This is a genomic window from Corallococcus sp. CA054B (genome assembly GCF_003611625.1).
GTDB lineage: Bacteria > Myxococcota > Myxococcia > Myxococcales > Myxococcaceae > Corallococcus > Corallococcus coralloides.
In genome coordinates this window covers 22,034-42,709 of the sequence record NZ_RAVY01000067.1, presented here as the reverse complement: position 1 = coordinate 42,709, position 20,676 = coordinate 22,034, and the positions used below count along the sequence as shown (strand labels likewise).

The window sequence follows — 20,676 nt, the reverse complement described above, 5'->3', positions numbered from 1 at the left end:
GTGAAGTCCGCGGGGCCCACGCCGTTGGGCACGGGCGGTACGTCCGACTGGGCGTGCGGGAGGATGGCGACCGCGGACTCCAGGAACCGGCGGGTCGGGGGATCCGCTTCCCCGAACTTCAGCCCCATGCCGGAGATGCCCTGGCCCTGCTGGCCCGTGACGAAGTGGACGATGGCCGCCGTGTAGAGGAGCCGGTCGCCGCTTGCCAGGCGGAGGTCCAGGGTAACGGCCGTGCCTGGGGGGCGCACGGCCTTGGCGCGCAAATAGATACCGCCCCGGGTGATGTTGCCCCCGTATTTCGCGAGGAACTCCTCGGGGGTGGCGAAGGGCAGCTTCACCACCAGCCCCACCGCCCCCGCTTGATTCAATTCCGCCAAGGCCCGGTCCAAGTCCCAAGAAGTGTTGGTGGGACGCCGAGTATCACCTGAAGTCCCTGGGAACGAGCGGCAAAAAACCTTCTTCCGTTGCGCGGCAGCCGCGCAAACCGTATGGACACGCACCCGCCGGGCGCTGGTGCCCCGCGGGGCCTCCGGGAGCCCCCATGTTGAACCCCGATATCCGGCTGGCCCTCACCTTCGACGACGTGCTCCTGCTGCCCGGTGAGAGCGCCGTCACCCCGCGTGATGCCGACCTCACCACCCGACTGACGCGCAACATCCGGCTGAACGTGCCCCTGCTGTCCGCCGCCATGGACACCGTGACGGAGGCGCGCACCGCCATCGCCATGGCCCAGGAGGGCGGCATCGGCGTCATCCACAAGAACATGACGCCCGAGCAGCAGGCCCTGGAGGTCCTCAAGGTCAAGAAGTTCGAGAGCGGCATGGTGGTGGACCCCATCACCATCGATCCGAAGGCGCCGCTCGCCCGCGCGCTGGAGCTGATGAAGGTTCACGGCGTGTCCGGCGTGCCCGTGGTGCAGGGCAAGCGCCTGGTGGGCATCCTCACCAGCCGCGACGTGCGCTTCGAGAAGAACCTGTCCCAGAAGGTCGAGGACGTGATGACGACGAAGCTCGTCACCGGCCGCGAGGGCATCACCCAGGACGACGCCACGAAGCTGCTGCACGAGCACCGCATCGAGAAGCTGCTCGTCGTCAACGAGGCCTACGAGCTCAAGGGCCTCGTCACCATCAAGGACATCGAGAAGCGCCGCACCCACCCGTTCGCCGCCAAGGACGCCAAGGGCCGCCTGCTCTGCGCCGCCGCCGTGGGCGTGTCCGCGGACCGCGAGGCCCGCATCGACGCGCTGGTGAAGGCGGGCGTGGACGTCATCGTCGTGGACACCGCGCACGGCCACTCGAAGGGCGTCATCGAAGGCGTGCGCGACACGCGCAAGAACTTCAAGGGCTTCGACCTCATCGCCGGCAACGTGGCCACCGCGGAGGGCACGCGCGCCCTGATTGAAGCGGGCGTGGACGCGGTGAAGGTGGGCATTGGCCCGGGCTCCATCTGCACCACCCGCGTGGTGGCCGGCGTGGGCGTGCCCCAGGTGACGGCGGTGGACGACTGCGCCCGCGAGGCGGACAAGCACGGCGTCCCCATCATCTCCGACGGCGGCATCAAGTACTCGGGCGACATCGTGAAGGCGCTCGCCGCGGGCGCCAGCTCCGTGATGATCGGCTCGCTGTTCGCCGGCACGGAGGAGTCCCCCGGCGACGTCATCCTGTACCAGGGCCGCAGCTACAAGAGCTACCGGGGCATGGGCAGCCTGGGCGCCATGAAGCAGGGCGCCAAGGACCGCTACTTCCAGTCCGACGTGGAGGCGGTGAAGCTGGTGCCGGAGGGCATCGAGGGCCGCGTCCCGTACAAGGGCACGCTCGCCATGAACGTGCACCAGATGCTGGGCGGAATCCGCAGCGGCATGGGCTACGTGGGCTGCGCCACCATCGAGGAGCTGCGCACGAAGGCCACCTTCACGCGCATCACGTCCGCCGGGCTCAAGGAGAGCCACGTGCACGACGTCATCATCACCGAGGAAGCGCCCAACTACCGGATGGAGTAGGGCTTCCACCGCCCCAAGGCCTCACCGTCACCGGGAGGCTTCGGGGCAGGGGAGTCTCCCCCGGTCAACGCACCGGGGGAGGACGGCGGGCGGCTACTTGCCGCGACGCTTGCCGCCGGAGGACGTGTCCTCGGCGGGGGCGGCCGTGGTGGACACGCGCTTCTCCGCCGCGTTGACGCGCTGGATGAGCGACTCGCGGTCGTCCGGATCCAGCGTCTCGATGGCCTTCTTCAGGGTGCCGAAGTCCAGGCGGGCCACCGTGACGGTGTTGCCCCCCTTGATCTCCTGCACGGTGGGCACGTCCACCAGCTCGCGCACGTAGGTCTCGAACTCCACCCGGACGTCCGCGGTCTGCTGGATGCAGGAGTCCTTGGCGTTGACCAGGTTCTGGCTGCCCTCGCGGTAGCTCAGGTCCGGGTTGCGGGCCATGGCCTCCTCGAAGGTGTGCGTGCGGTCCTTCAGCGAGGAGTACAGGTTGACGTAGTCCACCAGCCGGTCGGACTCCGGCCGGTTCACGTCCCGCGCCTTGTTGAGGGGCGCGGAGGTGTCGTCACAGGTGAGCTTGGACAGCTCGCTGACCCCGGGCGCGTCCTTCACCGCGACGCTGCGGGTGTCACGCTCCAGACGCTCGTCGGAGGTGATCTCCTTCACGCACCCCGAGGCGGACAGGAGGAGCATGGCTGCTGCAGTGGAAGCGGACAGGCGGCGCACGAACAATTGACGGCCTTTCAGCGTTGATTTCCCGAAGTTTGTAGCGATAAGGGCCCCCACCCGTCAACGACGCCCCCTGGGAGAATCGCCGGTGGACCTGCACTCCGAGAAGATCCTGATCCTTGATTTCGGGAGCCAGTACACCCAGCTCATCGCCCGCCGGGTGCGCGAGCTGGGCGTCTACTGCGAGATCCACCGCCCGGACCTCCCCTCCGCCGACATCCGGCAGTTCGCGCCGAAGGGCATCATCCTCTCCGGCGGGCCGGCGTCCGTGGAAGCGCCCGGCTCCCCGCGCTGCGACCCCTTCGTCTTCGAGGCCGGCGTCCCCGTGCTGGGCATCTGCTACGGCCTCCAACTGATCTCCAAGCTCCTGGGAGGCCGCATCGACCGGAGCGCCCACCGCGAGTTCGGCAGCGCCGCGGTGGAGGTGCTCGCCGCGCGGGGCCCCTTCGCGGAGTTCCGCCCGGGCGACCAGGTGCAGGTGTGGATGAGCCACGGCGACCGGGTGGACGAGCTGCCGCCCGGCTTCGAGGCCATTGGCCGCAGCGGCAACTCGCCCTTCGCGGCGGCGGCGCACAAGACGAACCCCTGGTACGGCTTCCAGTTCCACCCGGAGGTGGTCCACACGCCGCAGGGCAAGGCCATGCTGCGCGCCTTCCTCTTCAACGACTGCAAGGTCACCGGCTCGTGGACGATGAAGGGCTTCATCGACGAGGCGGTGGAGACCATCCGCAAGCAGGTCGGTGATGAAGGCCGCGTCATCTGCGGCCTGTCCGGCGGCGTGGACAGCTCCGTGGCGGCGCTGCTGCTGCACCGGGCGATTGGCCCCCGGCTCCAGTGCATCTTCGTGGACAACGGCGTGCTGCGTCAGGGCGAGCGGGCGCAGGTGGAGGCGCTCTTCGTGGACCGCTTCCACGTGCCGCTGAAGACGGTGGACGCGCGCGAGCGCTTCCTGTCGAAGCTGGCCGGCGTCACGGATCCGGAGCAGAAGCGGAAGATCATCGGCCGGGAGTTCATCGCCGTGTTCGAGGAGGCCTCGCGCGACGTGCAGGACGCGGGCTTCCTGGCGCAGGGCACGCTGTACCCGGACGTCATCGAGTCCGTGTCGTGGAAGGGCCCGTCCGTCACCATCAAGAGCCACCACAACGTGGGCGGCCTGCCGGAGCAGATGAAGCTCAAGCTGGTGGAGCCGCTGCGCGAGCTCTTCAAGGACGAGGTCCGCGCGCTGGGCCGCGAGCTGGGCCTGCCGGACGAGATGGTCTCCCGCCAGCCGTTCCCGGGCCCGGGCCTGGCCATCCGCGTGCTGGGCGAGGTGAACGAGAAGCGCCTGGACCTGGTGCGCCGCGCGGACGCCATCGTGCAGGAGGAGATCCACAAGGCCGGCCTGTACAAGGAGGTGTGGCAGGCCTTCGCGGTGCTGCTCCCGGTGCAGAGCGTGGGCGTGATGGGCGACGAGCGCACCTACGAGTCCACCTGCGTGCTGCGCGCCGTCACCAGCGTGGACGGGATGACGGCGGACTGGGCGCGCCTCCCGTTCCCCATCCTGGAGAAGATCTCCTCGCGCATCACCAACGAGGTGCGCGGCATCAACCGCGTCGTCTACGACATCTCCTCCAAGCCGCCCGCCACCATCGAGTGGGAGTGAGGCGGTAGCGCCTCACGTCACCGCGCGCCGGATGGCCTCCTCCACCGGCGACGTGTCCTCCGGGAGCCGGGCCAGGCTCAGGGGCTCCCGGGGCAGCAGCGGCGGCTGCGCCATGAAGCGCGGCCGCGTCCCCCGGTGGGGCTGGGCCGAGTGCACGAGGAAGGGGTGGCACAGGTACACCGTGCCCGCCTCGCCCGTGGCCAGCACCTCCCGCCGGTGGGCGGACTCCGCGAAGCCATTGGCCGCGAGCTGACGGAGCGTGAGGCCCGCCTCGCCCGCCGGGCCCAGGAGCCGCGCGATGTCCTGGTGCGAGCCCACGCGGATGCGGGTGGGCGCGTCGTCCTCGCCCACGTCGGAGAAGAGGAAGAGCATGAGCAGCGCCCGGCCCTTGGACGCGACGTTGGCGCGCCAGTCCATGAAGTCCGGCTTGTCGAAGTCGAAGCCCACGTCGATGTGCCACCCCGCGTCACCCGGGTCAGAGGGGGAGGGGAAGCGCACGGGGAACGTGCCCATGGCCCCGAGCGGCAGCCACCGCCCGGCGCCGACGAGCGCGTCGTAGGCCGCGTGCAGCACGGGCGTGTTCGCGGCGTCCACGAAGGGCTTCTGCGTGTACATGCCCAGGCGGATGACGGGGCGGGTCCAGGTGGAGGGCTGGTCCGGGTCGCACCCCGTGTCCCGCCAGAGAAGGGCCCGGGCCTCGTCCGCGACCTCCCGGGGGAAGGCCCCGTCGATGCGAAGCAACCCGTCCCGCATGAACTGCTCGGCGCGCGCGTCCATCTGCCTCCTGTCCCCGGGGGAAGTGCCGGGGCGCCGTGACTTCACTCCAGGTAGCCGCTTTCCCTGACAAACAAAGAGGCTGCCCGGAGCGAACCGGACAGCCTCTGGGGACTTCAGGACTCGGAGGGGAAGACTACCCCGCCGGGTTCGCCTTCACCGGCGGGACCTTGGTGCTGCCGGGGCGCAGCTCTTCCAGGACGCGGGTGGCGCCGTAGATCTTCTGGAGCGCCTCGATGATGGCCTCCGAGTGCACGGCCACCGTGCGGTTCACGGACTCGTCGAAGCCGTACTCGCCGCCCAGCGACTGGATGTTGCCGTCGAACACCAGGCCGACGACCTCCTGGTTCTTGTTCACCACGGGCGAACCGGAGTTGCCGCCGATGATGTCGTTGGTGGTGACGAAGTTCATCGGCGTGGTGCCGGTGATGACCTTCTCCGCCTTCAGCCACGACTTGGGCAGGGCGTACGGATCCTGGCCCGTGGCGTGCTCGAAGGTGCCGGACATCTGGGTGATGGGGGCGACCTGCTGGCCGTTATCCGAGTAGCCCTTCACGGAACCGAAGGACACGCGCGGGGAGAAGGTCGCGTCCGGGTACTGGCTGGTGCCGTAGATGTCGAACTTCGCCTTGGCGACGAGCTCGCTGTTCTTCTTGATGACGGACTCCACCTCCTCCTCGAACTTCTTGCGGATGGCGCGGGAGTCCGGATCCGTCAGCAGGGCCAGCTGGACCATCGGGTCCTTGGACGCGTCCACGGCCTTCTTGCCGCCGTCCCAGAGCGCCTGGCGGGCCTTCGGGTTGGTGAGCTTCGTGCCCTTCACCACGCGGGTGGCGACCTGCTCCGGGGACTCCTTGCCCAGCACCTTCTTCACGAACGGGTGCTTGGCGCCCAGCTCCTCACGCATCTTGGTGAGGCCGTACGTCAGGCGGGCGATCTCCAGCTCCGGGTAGATGGGCGCGGGGCTGAAGAGCTGCGCCTTGAGCGCGGGCTGGTTGGCGTCGTTGAACTCGCGCAGCCGCTGGCCGTTGTCCTTGGGCAGCTCGTCGCCAGCGCGCACCAGCGCCTTGGCGATGTGGAACAGGCTGGCGGACAGCCCGTTGCCCTGCTCGATGAAGTTCAGCTCCTCGCGGATGGTGAGCAGCTGGGCCTCCGCCTTGGCGATCTCGTCCCAGGCGGCGGCGTACTTCTTCTTCAGCTCGGGGTTCGCGTCGACCTTCTTGCGCAGCTCCTGCTCCGCGGCGACCTTGGAGGCGAAGAACTTCTTGTCGAGCAGCGCCTCGTGGCGGCCCTTGGACGCCTTCAGGCCGTTCTCCACGCCGAACAGGAGGTTGCTGGAGATGCGCTTCTGCTCGGGGCCACGCTTCTGGAACTCGGTGAGCATGCCGCGCAGCTCGGAGAGGTACATGAGCGTCTTGGGCAGGGACACGTCGCGGGTGTACTCCAGCTCCGCGATGGTCAGCGCGCGCGAGGTGCGGCCCGGGTTGCCGGCCACGAACGTGAGATCGTTCTCCTTCGCGCCGCCCTCGGACCACTTGAAGTAGTCCGGCGTCTTCACCGGCTGCTTGTCCTGGTAGACGCGCACGAACGTCACGTCCAGGTCGTAGCGGGGGAACTCGAAGTTGTCCGGGTCACCGCCGAAGAAGGCGATGGCGTGCTCCGGGGCGAACACCAGGCGCACGTCCTGGAAGCGGCGGTACTTGTACAGGTTGTACTTGCCGCCCTGGTACAGCGTGACCAGGTCACAGCGCACCTTGTCGTCGCCGTTGGCGCAGGCCTTCTCGACCTTGGACATCTCCGCCTTCAGCGTGTCCGAGTACTGCTTGCCGGTCAGCGACGCGGTGGCCTTGTTGAGCTGCTCGGTGACGTCGGTGATCTCGACGAGCTGGTTCACCTCCATCGCCGGGCACTGCTTCTCCTCGGCCTGGGTCTTCGCGTAGAAGCCGTTGGCCAGGTAGTCCTGCTTCGCGGTGGACAGCTGCTCGATGCAGCCGCGCGCGCAGTGGTGATTGGTCATCACCAGGCCGTCCGGCGACACGAAGCTCGCCGAGCAGCCGCCGGCCAGACGCACCGCGCCCAGGCGGAGCTTGTCCAGCCACTGCTGATCCGGCTGGAAGCCGTACTTCTCCTTCACCTTGGCGGCGGGGAAGTTGTTGTACGTCCACATGCCTTCATCGGCGAGCGCCGGGGCGGCACCCACGAGGGCGGCGATGACGACCAATCGCTTCATTGAATGGGATCCTTTCGGGCCGCGGGACGGAGCTCCGCGGGGACGGGACGTTTGTGGTGGATGCCCCAGCGTCGGTCAAGCTGGGAAAACGCCTCCGCCAGCCGCATAACGTCCGAGCGCCCGAACGATTCCCTGGGATGCGCACCGTGCAGGCGCTTTCCCCACCCTCCGGGTCCCGACGCAGCGCATCCTGGCCCGCTCAGGCCGCCTGTGCGCGCGCCCATGCACCCGGCGTGGTGCCCAGGACGGACCTTCGCTTCAACCCGGAGCCCGGGCAGGATGGCCGATTCCTCCAATCGGGCGACGGGCCCGGCCCGTACCTTGCCGGCCATGCGAATCCATCACCTCAACTGTGGAACCCTGTGTCCCTCCAGTGCCCGGTTCGTCACGGGCTCGGGTGGCCTGTTCGAGCCTGCCCGGATGGTCTGCCACTGCCTGCTGCTGGAGACGTCCCGGGGGCTCGTGCTCGTGGACACGGGCCTGGGGACCCAAGACGTTCAGGACGCGCGGGGGCGGCTGGGACAGCGCTTCGTAAGCCGGAGCGCGCCCCGGTTGGATGCGTCGGAGACGGCGCTGGCCCAGGTGGAGCGGCTGGGCTTCCGGCGCGAGGACGTCCGGCACATCGTGCCCACGCACCTGGACATGGATCACGCCGGGGGCCTGGCGGACTTCCCGGACGCCCAGGTCCACCTCTTCGCGGACGAGCACGCCGCGGCGATGGCGGGCAAGAGGCAAGGCTACAAGCCGGTCCAGTGGGCGCACGGGCCGAAGTGGAACCCGTACGCGGTGGAAGGGGAGCGCTGGTTCGGCTTCGAGTCGGTGAGGCTCATTCCAGGCCTGGACGCGGAGGTGCTGCTGGTGCCGCTGACGGGCCATTCGGCGGGCCACTGCGGCGTCGCGGTGAAGGGGCCCGCAGGCTGGATGCTGCACGCGGGGGACGCGTACTTCAGCCACCACGAGGTGGATCCGGTCGCGCCGCGAAGCCCATGGGGCCTGGCGCTGTTCCAACGGCTGTTCTCCGAGAACAACGCCGTGCGGCTCCAGAACCAGGAGCGGCTGCGCGGCCTGGTTCGCGCACACGGGCACGAGGTGAAGGTGTTCTCCGCCCACTGCGCCGTGGAGTTCGACCAGATGCGAGCGTGAGGGCGCAGGCGGTAGCATGGCGGGACCTTGCGACGCGCTCTGCTCTTCGGCTCCCTCCTGTGGTCGCTGTCCTCCGCCTCCGCCGCTGAACCCGCCCGGGTCCAGGTGCTGAAAGCCGCCCGCCTGTTCGATGCGAAGGCGGGGAAGGTCGTCACTCCAGGGGTGGTGGTGGTGTCGGAGGGAAGGGTGGTGGGCGTAGGCCCGAAGGCGCCGGTGCCCGAAGGCGCGAGCATCGTGGACCTGGGCGACGCCACGTTGCTGCCGGGCTTCATGGACGCGCACACGCACATGACGGTGGAGCCCGGTCCGGACTGGCGAAAGGACCTCATCGACAGCTTCCAGCGCACCATCCCCGAGCAGACGTTGGACACGCTGCCGTGGGCGCGAGCGACGCTAATGGCCGGCTTCACGACAGTGCGCAACCTGGGCGCGGAGGACTTCATCGACGTGGGGCTGCGCAACGCCACCGCGCGCGGCATCGTGGTGGGGCCGCGCATCCTCGCGGCGACGTCCAGCCTGAGCTCCACGGGTGGGCACTGCGACTACGGCAATTCGTTCCGCAAGGGACTCCTGGCCCAGGACGCCAGCCGCGGCGTGGCGGATGGTCCGGACGCGCTGCGCGCCAAGGTGCGCGAGAACGTGAAGTACGGCGCGGACGTGATCAAGGTCTGCGCCACGGGAGGCGTGATGAGCCTCAACGCGGACCCGGACGCGCCGCAGTTCACCCAGGCGGAGCTGGACGCGGTGGTGGACGAAGCGCACGCGCACCGGCGCAAGGTGGCCGCGCACGCGCACGGCGCGGAAGGGGCGAAGCGAGCCATCCGCGCGGGTGTGGATTCCATCGAGCACGGCACGCTGATGGACGATGAGGGCGTGGCGCTGATGAAGCAGAAGGGCACCTGGTACGTGCCCACGGCCTTTGCGTTCTTCGGAATCAAGGAACTGGCGGACCAGGGCAAGCTACCGGCGGACACGGTCGCCAAGTTGCGCGCCGTGGACCGGAGGCGGGAGCACGTGCTGCGCAAGGCGATCTCCCTGGGCGTGCGCATCGCCTTCGGCACGGACGCGGGCGTGTTCGCCCACGGTCGCAACGCGGAGGAGTTCGCGCTGCTGGTGCAGGCCGGCCTGACGCCCGCGGAGGCCTTGCGCACCGCCACGGTGAACACGGCGGAGCTGCTCGGGGTGGCGGACAAGCTGGGGACGCTGGAGCAGGGGAAGTTGGCGGACGTGGTCGCGGTGCCGGGCAATCCGCTCCAGGACATCCGCGTGACGCAGAAGGTCTTCTTCGTGATGAAGGAAGGCGTCATCCACCGCAACGACACACCGGCCGGCTCACGCGCCGCGCCGTAAGGCACTCGGCCCCAAACGCCAGCAGCGCGCCATGGGCTCACTTTCGGATGAGCACGTCGCTCAGCAGGAAGTCGAGCGTGTCCCCCGTCAGCCAGCGTTCGCTCACGCCCGCGAAGTCCGGCTCCGCTTCGGCGTCGGCCTGACGCCAGAGGTCCTCCAGGCGGTAGCGCGCGGCGGTGCAGTAGACGTCCGCCAGCGCGTCGGCTTGCGGCTGCCCGCGTGAAGCCAGGGCTGACGCGTGGGCCAGGGTGACGGACATCGTGAACAGCTCGTTGCAGAGCTGGTTCATCAGGATGAGCGTCCGCTGCCTCGCGTGCAGGGCTCCCGCGTCCGGGTGGCGGCGCGACAGGTCCAGGCTTCGCTTCGCGAGCCGATGCACCTCCCGGGCTGTGTGCTGGAGGTGCTCGCGGTTGCGCGGGGACAGATGCTCATCCACGGGGAGCGGGGCAGGGGGCGACTCCAGCTCCGCCGCGTGCGAGGCCGTCGGGTAGTAGAGCGAGAAGAGGCCTTCCCTCGCGGCCTTGTGGTCCACCAGGAAGTCCACGCCTCCCGCGACCCGGAAGGCCCGGGCATCGCGCAGCGTGCGCTCCAGCGGGGCCGGCGCGGCGCCACGGGCGACCTTGCTCTCCGACGTCTCGTAGCCTTCGGCGGCGAGCAGCGACATCGTGCGGTCCGTGATGCGCGCGCATGTCAGCGACGCGATGTTCTTGGCCGCCACCTGTTCGAACCAGCGCAGGGGCAGCGTGTCCGCCGTCACGCCCGTGAGGCTCCAGCGAGCCACGCTCTCCATGGCGAAGACCTCCGCCGCCGTGGCGGACACCTGGCGCTGGATCTCGTCGAAGTCCCCGAGCCTGCGCCCCTGTGCGAGCCGCCGGTGAAGGAACTCACGCGACCACTGGAGGCACTTCTTGGAGAGCGCCAGCGACGCGGCCACGATGATGTACATGCGGCCCAGGGCGCTGAGCGGCTCCAGCAACGGCGTGTTCCGCCAGTGCTCCTGCGACATCGCGAGCATCCGCTCCTTCGGCACCCGCACGTTGTCGAAGCTCAGCGCGGCGATGGGCAGTCCGCGCAAGCCCATCAGGCCGTGCTCGGCGCGGACGTGGAAGCCGGGGCTGGAGGTCTCCACGAAGAAGAGGCTGATCTGCTCGCGGCCGTCCTCCTGGAGCGTCGCGGTGACGTTCAGCAGATCCGCGATGGAGCCGTTGCCGATGAAGACCTTCTCCCCATTGAGCACATACGCCGTTCCGTCCTCCGTGGGCACGGCGGTGGTGGACGCGCGCCGCACGGAGGCCCCGATGGGCTCGGTGTCGGCCCAGCCGGAGATGACTCCGTCAGCGACCCGGCCTCGGACGTAGTCCTTGAGGGGACCGTCCTGCACGGCCTCGATGATGGCACCCGCGCCCAGGCCACTGTGGATGGCCAGCGTGTAGCCCACCGGCAGGCACACGCTCATCACGGCCTCGATGACGCGGAAGGTGTTCAGCATGGAGAGGCCCCGGCCTCCCAGCTCCCGCTCCACCTGGAGCTTGTAGTAGCCGCGTGAACGCAGGGCTTCTCGCAGCTCCGGTGGAATGCGGCCCGTGCGTTCAATCTCGTCCGGGTCCACGTGCGCCTGGAGGAACTGTTCGACCTCCGCGATGACGGCGTCGCCTTGACGGCGCTCCTCCGGGTCCTGTTCGGGGAACGCTCGGACGAGGTCCCAGCGGAGCTTCCCCGCGAAGAGCTGGCCCAGGAAGCCCTCGCGGCTGCGGGTGGCGGGGTGCAGTGGCTCGTGGCTCATGGAGTCGGCGTCCTTCTGGAGAGGGTTTCCGCGATGAGGCGCAGGAGGGTGGCCTTCGCTTCGGCGTCCCGAAGGTAGAAGTGGCCACCGGGCAGCAGGTGGAGCGCGAAGGGCCCGGAGGTGTGGAGACTCCACGGCTCCAGCTCGGCGCGGGTCAGGTCATCCTGGGTGCCGCCCGTGACGGTCATCGCGCAGGGGAGGGGCGCACGGTCCTGATGCCGGTGGGACTCCACGAGCAGCAGGTCCGCGCGCAGGCCTGGGAGGATGAGCTCGCGCAGCTCTTCGTCCTCGCGCAGCTCGTGGATCAGCTCGCCATAGGTGGGCTCCAGCGCGGTGAGGAGTCCGTCCTCATCCAGGTGGCTCGCGGGGATGCCTCGCGGAGGGAGCTGTGGGGCTGGGGACGCGGAGAGGAACAGCGCAGTGGGAGGTACCCGGCCCAGGTCGCGCAGACGGCAGGCCGTCTCGAAGGCCACGAACGCCCCCAGGCTGTGACCGAAGAACGCGAAGGAGGAACCGAAGTCCACCGCTTGCACCAGCGCGTCCACCAGTTCGTCCAGCCGGGTGAACGGCGCTTCTTCCGCCCGAGCCCCTCGCCCCGGAAGCTGCACGCCCCAGACCTCGATGCCCGGGAGCAGGTCGGCCCAGCGGACGTACTCGCCCACGGAGCCGCCGCTGTGCGGGAAGCAGTAGAGGCGCACGGAGGCTTCCGGGCGCCGGATGCGGCACGCGAGCCAGGGAGAAGTCGAGGTCATGCCGGAGAGGACTCCGCGATGAAGCGGGTCAGGCGGGCCACGGTGGGCGCGCGGAAGAGGGCCTTCACCTTCAGGGGCGTGGCGACATGCGGACGCAACCGCGCGATGACCTGCGCCGCCATCAACGAGTCGCCTCCCAGCGCGAAGAAGTTGTCGTGGAGCCCGACCCGGGCCAGCCCCAGGACCTCCGCGAACGCGGTGGCGATCCGGCGCACGACTTCGTCCTCTGGCAGCTCCGGCACCTCCATGGGTTCAGGTTCGGGCGGTGGTGACACTGACGCCATGGTCGTGGAGGTGGCGGGTGCTTCGACGAGGTAGCGCTGACGTTCGAACGGATACGTGGGCAGAGGCACCCGGCGGCGGGAGACGCCTCCGTGAAGTCCCTGCCAGGAGATCGCGACGCCCGCGCTCCACAGGCGTCCCGCGGCGGTGAGCGCGCTGACCGCATCGGACGTGTTGTCCGAGGGATGGGGCAGGGTGGCCACCGTGAGGTGTGGCCCCGCTCCAGGGTTCTGGCGCGCCAGCGTCGCCAGGGTTCGTCCGGGCCCGACCTCCAGGAACACGCCCGGCGGACCGGCGAACAACGTGTTCAGCGCGTCGCCAAAGCGCACGGTGTGGCGAAGGTGCGCGGCCCAGTACGCCGGGTCCACGGCCTCTTCCGCCGTGACCGCCACGCCGGTGCGATCGGAGATCCACGGGAGCCGCGGCGGACGCCGTTCGACGCGCTGAACGCAGGCGGTGAACGCGGCCAGTGACGGCTCGACGAGCGGCGAGTGCCCCGCGCCCGGAATGCGCAGCAGCTTCGACTCCACCCCGCGCTCCATCAGCCGCGCCTGGAGGGCTTCGATCTCCGCCGCGGGGCCAGACACCGCGCACTGCACGGGCCCGTTCACGGCCGCCAGCGCGAGTCCTCCGTGAAGCAGGGGCGCCAGCTCCGACTCGGGCAACGGCACGGCCAGCATGGCTCCCGAGGGAAGACTCGCGAGGATGCGCGAGCGCTCCAGGACCAACCGCAGCGCGTCCTCCAGACGGAAGACCCCCGCCACCGTGGCCGCGGCATAGGCCCCCAGGCTGTGGCCCACGACCGCGGCGGGCTGCACGCCCCAGCGCTTCCACAGCCGCGCCACCGCGTACTCGATGACGAACACGGAGAGCTGGCCAGTGATGAACTCCCCCATCCGGGCAGTGGCCTGCTCCAGCGCGGCGGCATCCGTGGGATCCGGATGGAGCACCGCCCCCAGGTCGAACCCAAGGAGAGGCGTCAGGTGCGCACGGCACGCGTCCACGGCCTCGCGGAACGCTGGCTGTGAACCGTACAGCTCCCGGCCCATGCCCACGTGCTGCCCACCGTGGCCGGGGAACATGAACACCACCTGGCGTTCACCGGCCAGCTGCGGCGCGAAGCCTTCCTGTTCCAGAACCTCTTGGGTGTCCTGGCCTACCGCGAACGCTCGGTGCTTGTGCGCGGTACGTCCCATCTGGAGCGTCCAGGCGACGTCACCCAGGTCCACCTCCGGATGCGCGCGCAGGTGTCCTCCGAGCCGCTCCACGGCGCGGGCCAGAGAGGCGGGACCGTGGGCCGACAGGACCATCAACTGCGGAGTCCGCGAGCGCTCGGAGGCGGGCAGGGTGGGCGCCTCTTCCAGCACGGCGTGCGCGTTGGTGCCGCCAATGCCCAGCGAGCTGACGCCGGCCCGCCGCGGACGACCGTCGGTGTCCCAGTCCCGCAGCTCCGTGTTCACGCGGAAGGGGCCGTGCTCGAAGTCGATCTCCGGGTTGGGCCGTTCGAAGTTCAGACTCGGTGGCAGCTTCCGGTGCTCCAGCGCGAGGACCGTCTTGATGAAGCCCGCCACGCCCGCCGCCGCGTCCGTGTGGCCGATGTTCGTCTTCACCGACCCCAGCCAGCAGGAGCGGGGTTCGCGGGCACCGAAGGCCTTCGTCAGCGCGGCGACCTCGATGGGATCTCCCAACCGCGTGCCGGTGCCGTGCGCTTCCAGGTAGCTGATGCTCGCGGGGTCCACGCCCGCGGCATGCAGGGCGGTCTCGATGACGCGGGACTGGCCCTCCACGCTCGGCGCGGTGAAGCCGATCTTCCCGGCGGCGTCGTTGTTGACGGCGGTGCCTCGGAGAACGGCGCGGATCGTGTCCCCATCCTCCAGCGCATCCGCGAGCCGCTTGAGCACGACCATCCCCGCGCCGTTGCTGCCCACCGTGCCCTGTGCCCGGGCGTCGAACGCCCGGCAGCGGCCGTCCGGGGACAGTGGCCCGCCCTCGCTGTAGTGGCCGAACCGGGGAGGCACATGCACCGACGCACCTCCCGCCAGCGCGATGTCGCAGTCCCCCGCGAGCAAGGCCTGCGCGGCCAGGTGGATCGCGACCAGGGACGTGGAGCACGCGGTCTGTACGGTGACGGCCGGCCCGCGAAGCCCCAGCTTGTAGGCCACTCGGCTGGTGAGGAAGTCCACGCCCGTGGCCAGCCGGAGCTGCCAGTCACTGGCACCCGCCAGCAGGTCCCTCCGAGCCCGCAGCGCGGACAGGTAGTCCGTCTCACTGCCACCCGCGTAGATGCCAATGGCGCCCCGGTAGCGAGCCGGATCATACCCGGCGTCCTCCAGCGCCTCCCGCGCGCACTCCAGGAACACCCGGTGCTGCGGATCCAGCATCAGCGCTTCCTGCGGCGACATCCCGAAGGCCTGCGCATCGAACCGGTCCGCATCCGCAACCAGACCGAACGCGGGCACCTCTTCACCCACGGCGCGCTCGATGGGGGATTCGGCACAGGGCTGGCCGTCCGGACCGAAGTAGGTGATGGACTCGACGCCGCCGGCCAGGTTGGACCAGAACTCCGCCACGTTGGCCGCACCAGGAAGCCGGCACGCCAGGCCCACCACCGCGAGGTGCGCCGAACGGTCCTCTTCGTCCATCACGTCGAGCGACGCGCTCATTCCACTTCCTCCCGCGAGCGGTCCGACGACAGCCGGCCCTGACGGCCCAGCAGGCGCGCACGTCCACTGCGCCGTTGCTCCTGGCGCTGCGCCTGCGCGGCCTCGGCCTCTCCACCATCGTCCCGGCCCTGGAGATGACCCGCGAGCGCACGGACGGTAGGGAACTCGAACAGCGTCACGATGGGCACGTCATGGCCCATGCGGTGCTTCAGCAGGTGCTGCACCTGTGCCAGCAGCAGCGAGTGCCCCCCGAGGTCGAAGAAGTTGTCCTCCGCGCCCACGTGCTCCAGGCGCAGCGTCTCGCACCAGATGCCCGCGATCCGCCGTTCGTGCTCGTTCGCGAGCGGGACCCGAGGCGCCTGGGTTCCGGGCGTGGGCTCAGGCAGCGCCCGTTCATCCACCTTGCCACCGTGGGTGAGCGGCAGCGCCTTCAGCTCCACATAGGCGGAGGGGATCATGTACGCCGGCAGCTCACGCGCCAGGTGCTCACGCAGCCGCGCCGGTGTGGGCACGGGCTGGCCCGCGAGGGGCACCAGGTAGCCGACCAGTTGGGGCGCGCCACCGGGAGGGCTCCACGCGCGGACGTGCGCCTCCGCGAGTCCCGGATGCGTGCGCAGACGGACAGCGACCTCCGCGGGCTCCACGCGGAAGCCCCAGATCTTGAGCTGCGCGTCCATGCGGCCCAGGAACTCGAGCGTCCCGTCCGCCCGGCACAGGACCCGGTCGCCCGTGCGGTACATGCGCGCGCCTGGATGTGCCGCGTACGGGTCGGGGACGAAGCTCGCGGCGGTGAGGTCCGGGCGGTTCAGATAGCCGCGCGCCACACCGGCACCGCCGATGTAAAGCTCTCCCGCGACACCCGTGGGGACAGGTTGCAGCTCCGCGTCCAGGACATGGGCCGTGGTCCCGTCGATGGGCTGGCCGATGGCGGGCAGTGTCTCCTTGGGCCCCGCGGGCAGCACCTCGCCGGAGGTGGCCGTCACGGTGGTCTCGGTGGGGCCGTACTGGTTGAACAGCCGCCACGGCAACCCGGGCACGGGACGCGCGTGGAGCCGATCACCGCCCGCGAGCACCGTGCGCAGCTCGCACGACGCCGGCCATGGCAGGGCCAGCAGCCGCTCCGCCAGGGCGGTGGGCAGGTCCGTGAAGGTGATGCGCTCGGAGAGGAGCCAGGCCTGGAGCCGCTCCGGGGACAGGCGCACGTCCTGTCCGGGGACATGCAACGTCGCGCCCGCGGTGAGGGCAGGCCAGAGCTCCGCGACAGAAGGATCGAACGCGGGCGAGTAGAGCAGCGTGGTGCGGCTGTCCGCCGCCAGTCCGAACGCACGCCGGTGCCACCCGACAAGGTGGGCCAGTGCACCATGCTCCACCACCACGCCCTTGGGGACGCCCGTGGAGCCCGAGGTGTACATGACGTAGGCCCGCTGACCGGGCTGCACCTCCGGGGGCAGAACTCCGTGGGAGGTGCCGGGCCCATGGAAGGACTCGATGCGCACGCGCGCCACCGTGGCGGGGAGCCGTTCCGCGAGCGGCCCTGTGGTGACCACCTGGCGCACGCCAGCGTCACCGAGGATGAGCGCGATCCGTTCGGCCGGATGCTCCGGGTCCAGGGGCAGGAACGCGGCTCCGGACAGCATCACGCCCAGCTCGGCCGTCACGAGCTCCGCGCCACGAGGCGCGCAGACACCGACGACCGACTCCGCGCCTGCACCGCGCGAGTGAAGATGTTCGGCGAGCAGCGTCGCGCGCCGGACCAGCTCCGCGTAGGTGAGGGTGCCTGCCTCGTCGCGCACGGCCACTGCATCAGGGGTCCGCAGGGCCTGCGCCAGGACCTGCTGATGCACGGGGGGATCCGCGCTGACGGGCATGGCGGAGCTGTTCGCCACGAGGACTCGCCGCTCCGCATCCGAAAGCATCGGCAGTCGCGACACGGGTGTGCCGGGACTGGCCACCGCGGCCTCCACCAGGCGCAGGAAGTGCGCGGCCATCCGCTCCATCGTCGAGCGGTCGAACAGGTCCCGGTTGTACTCCCAGATGAGCGAGATGCGTGCGTCACCACGCTCGCGGTCGCCCAGGTGCCGGCCCGCGTGCGGAATCGCGACGACATCCAGGTCCACCTTCGACGACCCGTTGCCCCGCTCGAAGATGGTGCACGAGGCATCACCCAGCCGAGGGCTCCGCACGGCAGAGTCGTGAAAGCTGAACATGGCCTGCACGAGCGGATTGCGGCTGGGGTCGCGCTTCACGCCCAGGGCTTCGATCAGCTTGAGGAACGGATATGCCTGATGCTCGGCCGCCGCCACGGTGAGGTCCCGCACCTGATGGACCAGCTCGCGGAACGTCGGCGCGCCGGAGACGTCACACCGGAGGACCACGGCGTTGACGAACATCCCGATGACATTCTCGATGTTCCGGACACCGGTCCGGGCCGCGAACGCCGAACCGATGCACAGGTCCTGCTCGCCGGTGTAGCGATGCAGCAACGTGGCGAAGGCGGCGAAGAGAGCATTGAAGAGGGTCACGCCCTCCTGCTGACAGAACGCGCGCAGGGCGCCGGGCAGGGCGGGCGGCAGCTCCAACCGGAGCAGGTCGCCGTTGAACGTCTGCACGCGGGGACGCGGGTGGTCGGTGCGCAGCGGCAGCACCTCCGGTGCCCCGGCCAGCCGCTTCCGCCAGAAGTCGAGCTGGGCCTTCATGGCCGGACCGTCGAGCGCCTCGCGCTGCCACGCCGCGAAGTCGCGGTACTGCACCGGGAGCTCCGGCAGCGGCGAGGACTCACCACGCAGATACGCGTTGTAGAGCGCATCCAGCTCCCGCATCAGCACGGAGAACGACACGCCGTCGTGGACGACGTGGTGCTCCACGAGGACCAGCTCGTGATCATCGGGAGCGAGCCGGACGACGGTCCAGCGCACGAGCGGCGGCTCGAAGAGGGACAGGGGCCGCCGCAGCTCCTGGCGGAGCGCCTCTTCACGCCGGTGTTCGCGCTCGACCGTGGGCAATCCGGACAGGTCGATCAACGGGACCTGCACCGGCGTCACGGGAAGGACGCGCTGCCACGGCCGGCCGTCGACTTCCTCGTAGGTCGTCCGCAGCAGCTCGTGGCGCCGGGTGATCTCCGTCAGCGCGCGTTCGAGCACCGGCAGGTCCAGCCCGCCCAGCACGCGGAGGGTCGTCTGCGCCTGGTAGGAGATGCTTCCGGGGGACAGCTTCTGGAGGAACCAGACCTGCTCCTGTTGCACGGACAAGGGAGCCCGTTCGGGGTCGGCGACGCGGACCACGGGCGGCAACACGTCCTTCGCGGGAACGGCCCGGCGCGGCTCCAGCACGTTCGCCAGCTGGGAGATGCGACGGTGCGCGAAGAGCTCCGTCAGAGACAACGGGAGCCCCAGCACCTCCGCGACCCGAGCGGTGATCCGCGTGGCCAGCAGCGAGTGGCCGCCCAGCTCGAAGAAGTCGTCTTCGATGCCGATCCGCTCCAGGCGCAGCTCCTCCTGCCACACCTGGACGAGTCCATGCTCCAGCTCCGTGCGAGGCGCGACGTAGGCGCTGCTCCGGGTCGAGTGGGCTTCGGGCGTGGGAAGCGCTTGGACGTCGACCTTGCCGGTAGGGCCCAGGGGCAGGGCGTCCACGACGACAAAGGTCCGGGGGAGCATGGCCTCGGGGAGCCAGGCGCGGAGGTGCTCGCGGAGCTGCTCCGTTCCGGGAACGGCCCGGGCGTCCTTCGGCGCGAACCACGCCACGAAGAAGACGTCGTGGCTCTCGGCGCTGCGAACCAGGACGTGCGCGGCCCCGACGTGCGGATGGGTCAGCAGCGCGGCGGTGATCTCCGCGGGCTCGATGCGGATGCCGCGGACCTTCACCTGCCGGTCGGAACGGCCATGGAACTCCAGCGAACCATCCGGCAACCGGCGGCCCAGGTCCCCCGTGCGATACAGCCGCTCACCGCCGAACCGGGAGAACGGATCCGGAATGAACCGATCCGCGGTCAGGTCCGGCGTGCCCACGTAACCGCGAGCCAGTCCGGGGCCGCCGATGAACAGTTCCCCGGTCTCGCCATCCGCGACGGGCCGCAGCGCCGGATCGAGGACGTGGACCTCCACGCCGCCAATGGGACGGCCGATGGACGGCAGCCGGTCCCCGGTCGAGGCATCACCGGGAAGGACGACACCGGACGTGCTGTAGATGGTGCACTCGGCGGGGCCGTAGCCGTTCACGAGCTGGAACGGCAGCCCGGGCCTGGGGTGCAGGTGCAGCCGGTCGCCGCCGGTGAGGATCAGGCGCAGGGCGCAGGACTCGGGCCAGAACAGCGAAAGGACGCGTTCGGCCAGCGGCGTGGGAAGGAAGATGCAGGTGATGTCCCGGGCCAGGAGCCAGTCCTGAAGCCGCTGGGGCGACAGGCGGGTCTCCTCATCAGGCGGCAGCTCCAGGCGAGCCCCCGCGGCCAGCGACGGCAGGAGCGTCATGACGAAGGCGTCGAAGCCGGGCGAGGCCACCACGCCAATGCGATCCGCGGGCGACAGGCCGAACGTGCCGAGGTGGTACTCAGTGAAGGCGGACAGCGCCCGGTGGCTGATCATCACGCCCTTGGGCAGCCCGGTGGAGCCCGAGGTGTGGATCACATACGCGAGGTGATCTGGCTGCACGGTGACGCCCGGGTTCACGTCCGGGAACGCCTGGAGCGCCAGGGCCTCTGGAGCCAGGACCTGGATGCCGTCCGCCGCGAGCCGCTCCACGGCCGGCCCCGTGCCGATGACGAACCGGGCTCCCGCCGAAGCGGCCATGTATCGCAGGCGTTCGGGAGGGGAGGCCGGGTCCAGGGGAAGCCAGGCCGCTCCGGCCTTGAGAACACCCAGGACGGACGCGACCAGCTCCACGCTTCGAGGAAGGCAGACGCCGACGAGGACGTCCGGTCCGGCGCCCCGGGCGATCAGTGCATGGGCCAGCCGGTTCGCGTGCGCATTCAGCGCGGCATGGGTGACGGAGCGGGCCCGGGAGGCAACGGCGATCTGGGAGGAAAGTTCGGTCGCTCGTCGCTCGACGAGCTGGTGGACGGGGGGCAGCAAGAATCCTCCAACCGGCGCCGCACCCGTCCGAAGAAAATCGAGCATTTAGCGGATTTGGGCCGTTTTCAGGATTTTACATGACCCGGTGAAACACCGTGAGACATGGCTCGTCACCAGGGAGTGCGGATCCACCCTGTTGGGTAGCCCTTCAGAGGAGGGGACGCGGAGAGTCCCGAGGGACTTCCATGGCGCCGGAGTGACTCAGAGGCGAAGCCGAAAGGACTACCCGTAAAGTCCCGCGCCCTTGCCAGAGGCCCGCTGGAACCGTGGTGACAAAG

Annotated in this window: 12 protein-coding genes; 4 read left to right on the top strand and 8 right to left on the bottom strand. The window is 69.9% G+C overall.

Annotation, left to right across the window (positions count from 1 at the left end; all coding sequences use genetic code 11):
• Positions 1 to 377 (bottom strand): TIGR02266 family protein (locus D7V80_RS18255; RefSeq protein ID WP_120589381.1); only part of this gene is annotated, 377 nt, incomplete at its 3' end.
• Between the two features lie 164 nt (positions 378 to 541).
• Here D7V80_RS18255 and guaB point away from each other — a divergent pair.
• A complete protein-coding gene (guaB, locus tag D7V80_RS18250; RefSeq protein WP_120589378.1) occupies positions 542 to 1,999 on the top strand; it encodes an IMP dehydrogenase in 1,458 nt (485 codons plus the stop codon).
• Between the two features lie 93 nt (positions 2,000 to 2,092).
• Here the strand turns inward: guaB and D7V80_RS18245 are convergent, their stop codons facing one another.
• Entirely contained in the window at positions 2,093 to 2,677 is a 585-nt protein-coding gene (locus D7V80_RS18245) for a hypothetical protein (protein WP_120589380.1), read from the bottom strand.
• A gap of 124 nt (positions 2,678 to 2,801) precedes the next feature.
• On the opposite strand from D7V80_RS18245, the gene guaA reads away from it, so the two are divergent.
• Positions 2,802 to 4,355: a glutamine-hydrolyzing GMP synthase gene (gene guaA / locus D7V80_RS18240; RefSeq protein ID WP_120589377.1), complete on the top strand. Its 1,554-nt coding sequence runs from the start codon at positions 2,802 to 2,804 to the stop codon at positions 4,353 to 4,355.
• Between the two features lie 12 nt (positions 4,356 to 4,367).
• Here guaA and D7V80_RS18235 read toward each other — a convergent pair whose 3' ends face one another.
• A complete protein-coding gene (locus tag D7V80_RS18235; RefSeq protein WP_120589376.1) occupies positions 4,368 to 5,132 on the bottom strand; it encodes a phytanoyl-CoA dioxygenase family protein in 765 nt (254 codons plus the stop codon).
• A gap of 133 nt (positions 5,133 to 5,265) precedes the next feature.
• A complete protein-coding gene (locus tag D7V80_RS18230) occupies positions 5,266 to 7,359 on the bottom strand; it encodes a S46 family peptidase (RefSeq protein WP_120589375.1) in 2,094 nt (697 codons plus the stop codon).
• A 330-nt stretch (positions 7,360 to 7,689) separates the two neighbouring features.
• Here D7V80_RS18230 and D7V80_RS18225 point away from each other — a divergent pair, with 330 nt between their 5' ends.
• Positions 7,690 to 8,502 carry an MBL fold metallo-hydrolase gene (locus tag D7V80_RS18225; protein WP_199738723.1) on the top strand — a complete coding sequence of 271 codons (813 nt, stop codon included), beginning with the start codon at positions 7,690 to 7,692 and terminating at the stop codon, positions 8,500 to 8,502.
• Positions 8,503 to 8,529: 27 nt separating this feature from the next.
• Positions 8,530 to 9,852 carry an amidohydrolase family protein gene (locus D7V80_RS18220; protein ID WP_120589373.1) on the top strand — a complete coding sequence of 441 codons (1,323 nt, stop codon included), beginning with the start codon at positions 8,530 to 8,532 and terminating at the stop codon, positions 9,850 to 9,852.
• A 37-nt stretch (positions 9,853 to 9,889) separates the two neighbouring features.
• Here the strand turns inward: D7V80_RS18220 and D7V80_RS18215 are convergent, their stop codons facing one another.
• Genes D7V80_RS18215 through D7V80_RS18200 form a run of 4 tightly spaced genes read right to left on the bottom strand, consistent with a single transcriptional unit; the run spans position 9,890 to position 20,398 of the window.
• Positions 9,890 to 11,635: an acyl-CoA dehydrogenase family protein gene (locus tag D7V80_RS18215; RefSeq protein WP_120589372.1), complete on the bottom strand. Its 1,746-nt coding sequence runs from the start codon at positions 11,633 to 11,635 to the stop codon at positions 9,890 to 9,892.
• Positions 11,632 to 12,387, bottom strand: coding sequence for a thioesterase II family protein (locus tag D7V80_RS18210; RefSeq protein ID WP_120589371.1), 756 nt, complete (start codon positions 12,385 to 12,387; stop codon positions 11,632 to 11,634). Before D7V80_RS18210 ends, D7V80_RS18215 begins: the two co-directional genes overlap by 4 nt.
• The gene (locus D7V80_RS18205; protein ID WP_120589370.1) at positions 12,384 to 15,332 is read right to left on the bottom strand and encodes a type I polyketide synthase; all 2,949 of its coding nucleotides are present in this window, start codon (positions 15,330 to 15,332) and stop codon (positions 12,384 to 12,386) included. Before D7V80_RS18205 ends, D7V80_RS18210 begins: the two co-directional genes overlap by 4 nt.
• Complete coding sequence (locus D7V80_RS18200) at positions 15,329 to 20,398, bottom strand: non-ribosomal peptide synthetase (protein ID WP_158616658.1); 5,070 nt, start codon at positions 20,396 to 20,398, stop codon at positions 15,329 to 15,331. The genes D7V80_RS18205 and D7V80_RS18200 overlap by 4 nt, the downstream gene beginning before the upstream one ends.
• Positions 20,399 to 20,676: the final 278 nt, after the last annotated feature.

What these genes read in the sequence shown, in the direction of transcription:
- D7V80_RS18210 (WP_120589371.1), bottom strand. Translation starts at nt 12,387, where the DNA reads ATGACCTCGACTTCTCCCTGGCTCGCGTGCCGCATCCGGCGCCCGGAA.
- D7V80_RS18245 (WP_120589380.1), bottom strand. Translation starts at nt 2,677, where the DNA reads ATGCTCCTCCTGTCCGCCTCGGGGTGCGTGAAGGAGATCACCTCCGAC.
- guaB (WP_120589378.1), top strand. Translation starts at nt 542, where the DNA reads ATGTTGAACCCCGATATCCGGCTGGCCCTCACCTTCGACGACGTGCTC.
- D7V80_RS18225 (WP_199738723.1), top strand. Translation starts at nt 7,690, where the DNA reads ATGCGAATCCATCACCTCAACTGTGGAACCCTGTGTCCCTCCAGTGCC.
- D7V80_RS18215 (WP_120589372.1), bottom strand. Translation starts at nt 11,635, where the DNA reads ATGAGCCACGAGCCACTGCACCCCGCCACCCGCAGCCGCGAGGGCTTC.
- D7V80_RS18230 (WP_120589375.1), bottom strand. Translation starts at nt 7,359, where the DNA reads ATGAAGCGATTGGTCGTCATCGCCGCCCTCGTGGGTGCCGCCCCGGCG.
- D7V80_RS18235 (WP_120589376.1), bottom strand. Translation starts at nt 5,132, where the DNA reads ATGGACGCGCGCGCCGAGCAGTTCATGCGGGACGGGTTGCTTCGCATC.
- D7V80_RS18205 (WP_120589370.1), bottom strand. Translation starts at nt 15,332, where the DNA reads ATGAGCGCGTCGCTCGACGTGATGGACGAAGAGGACCGTTCGGCGCAC.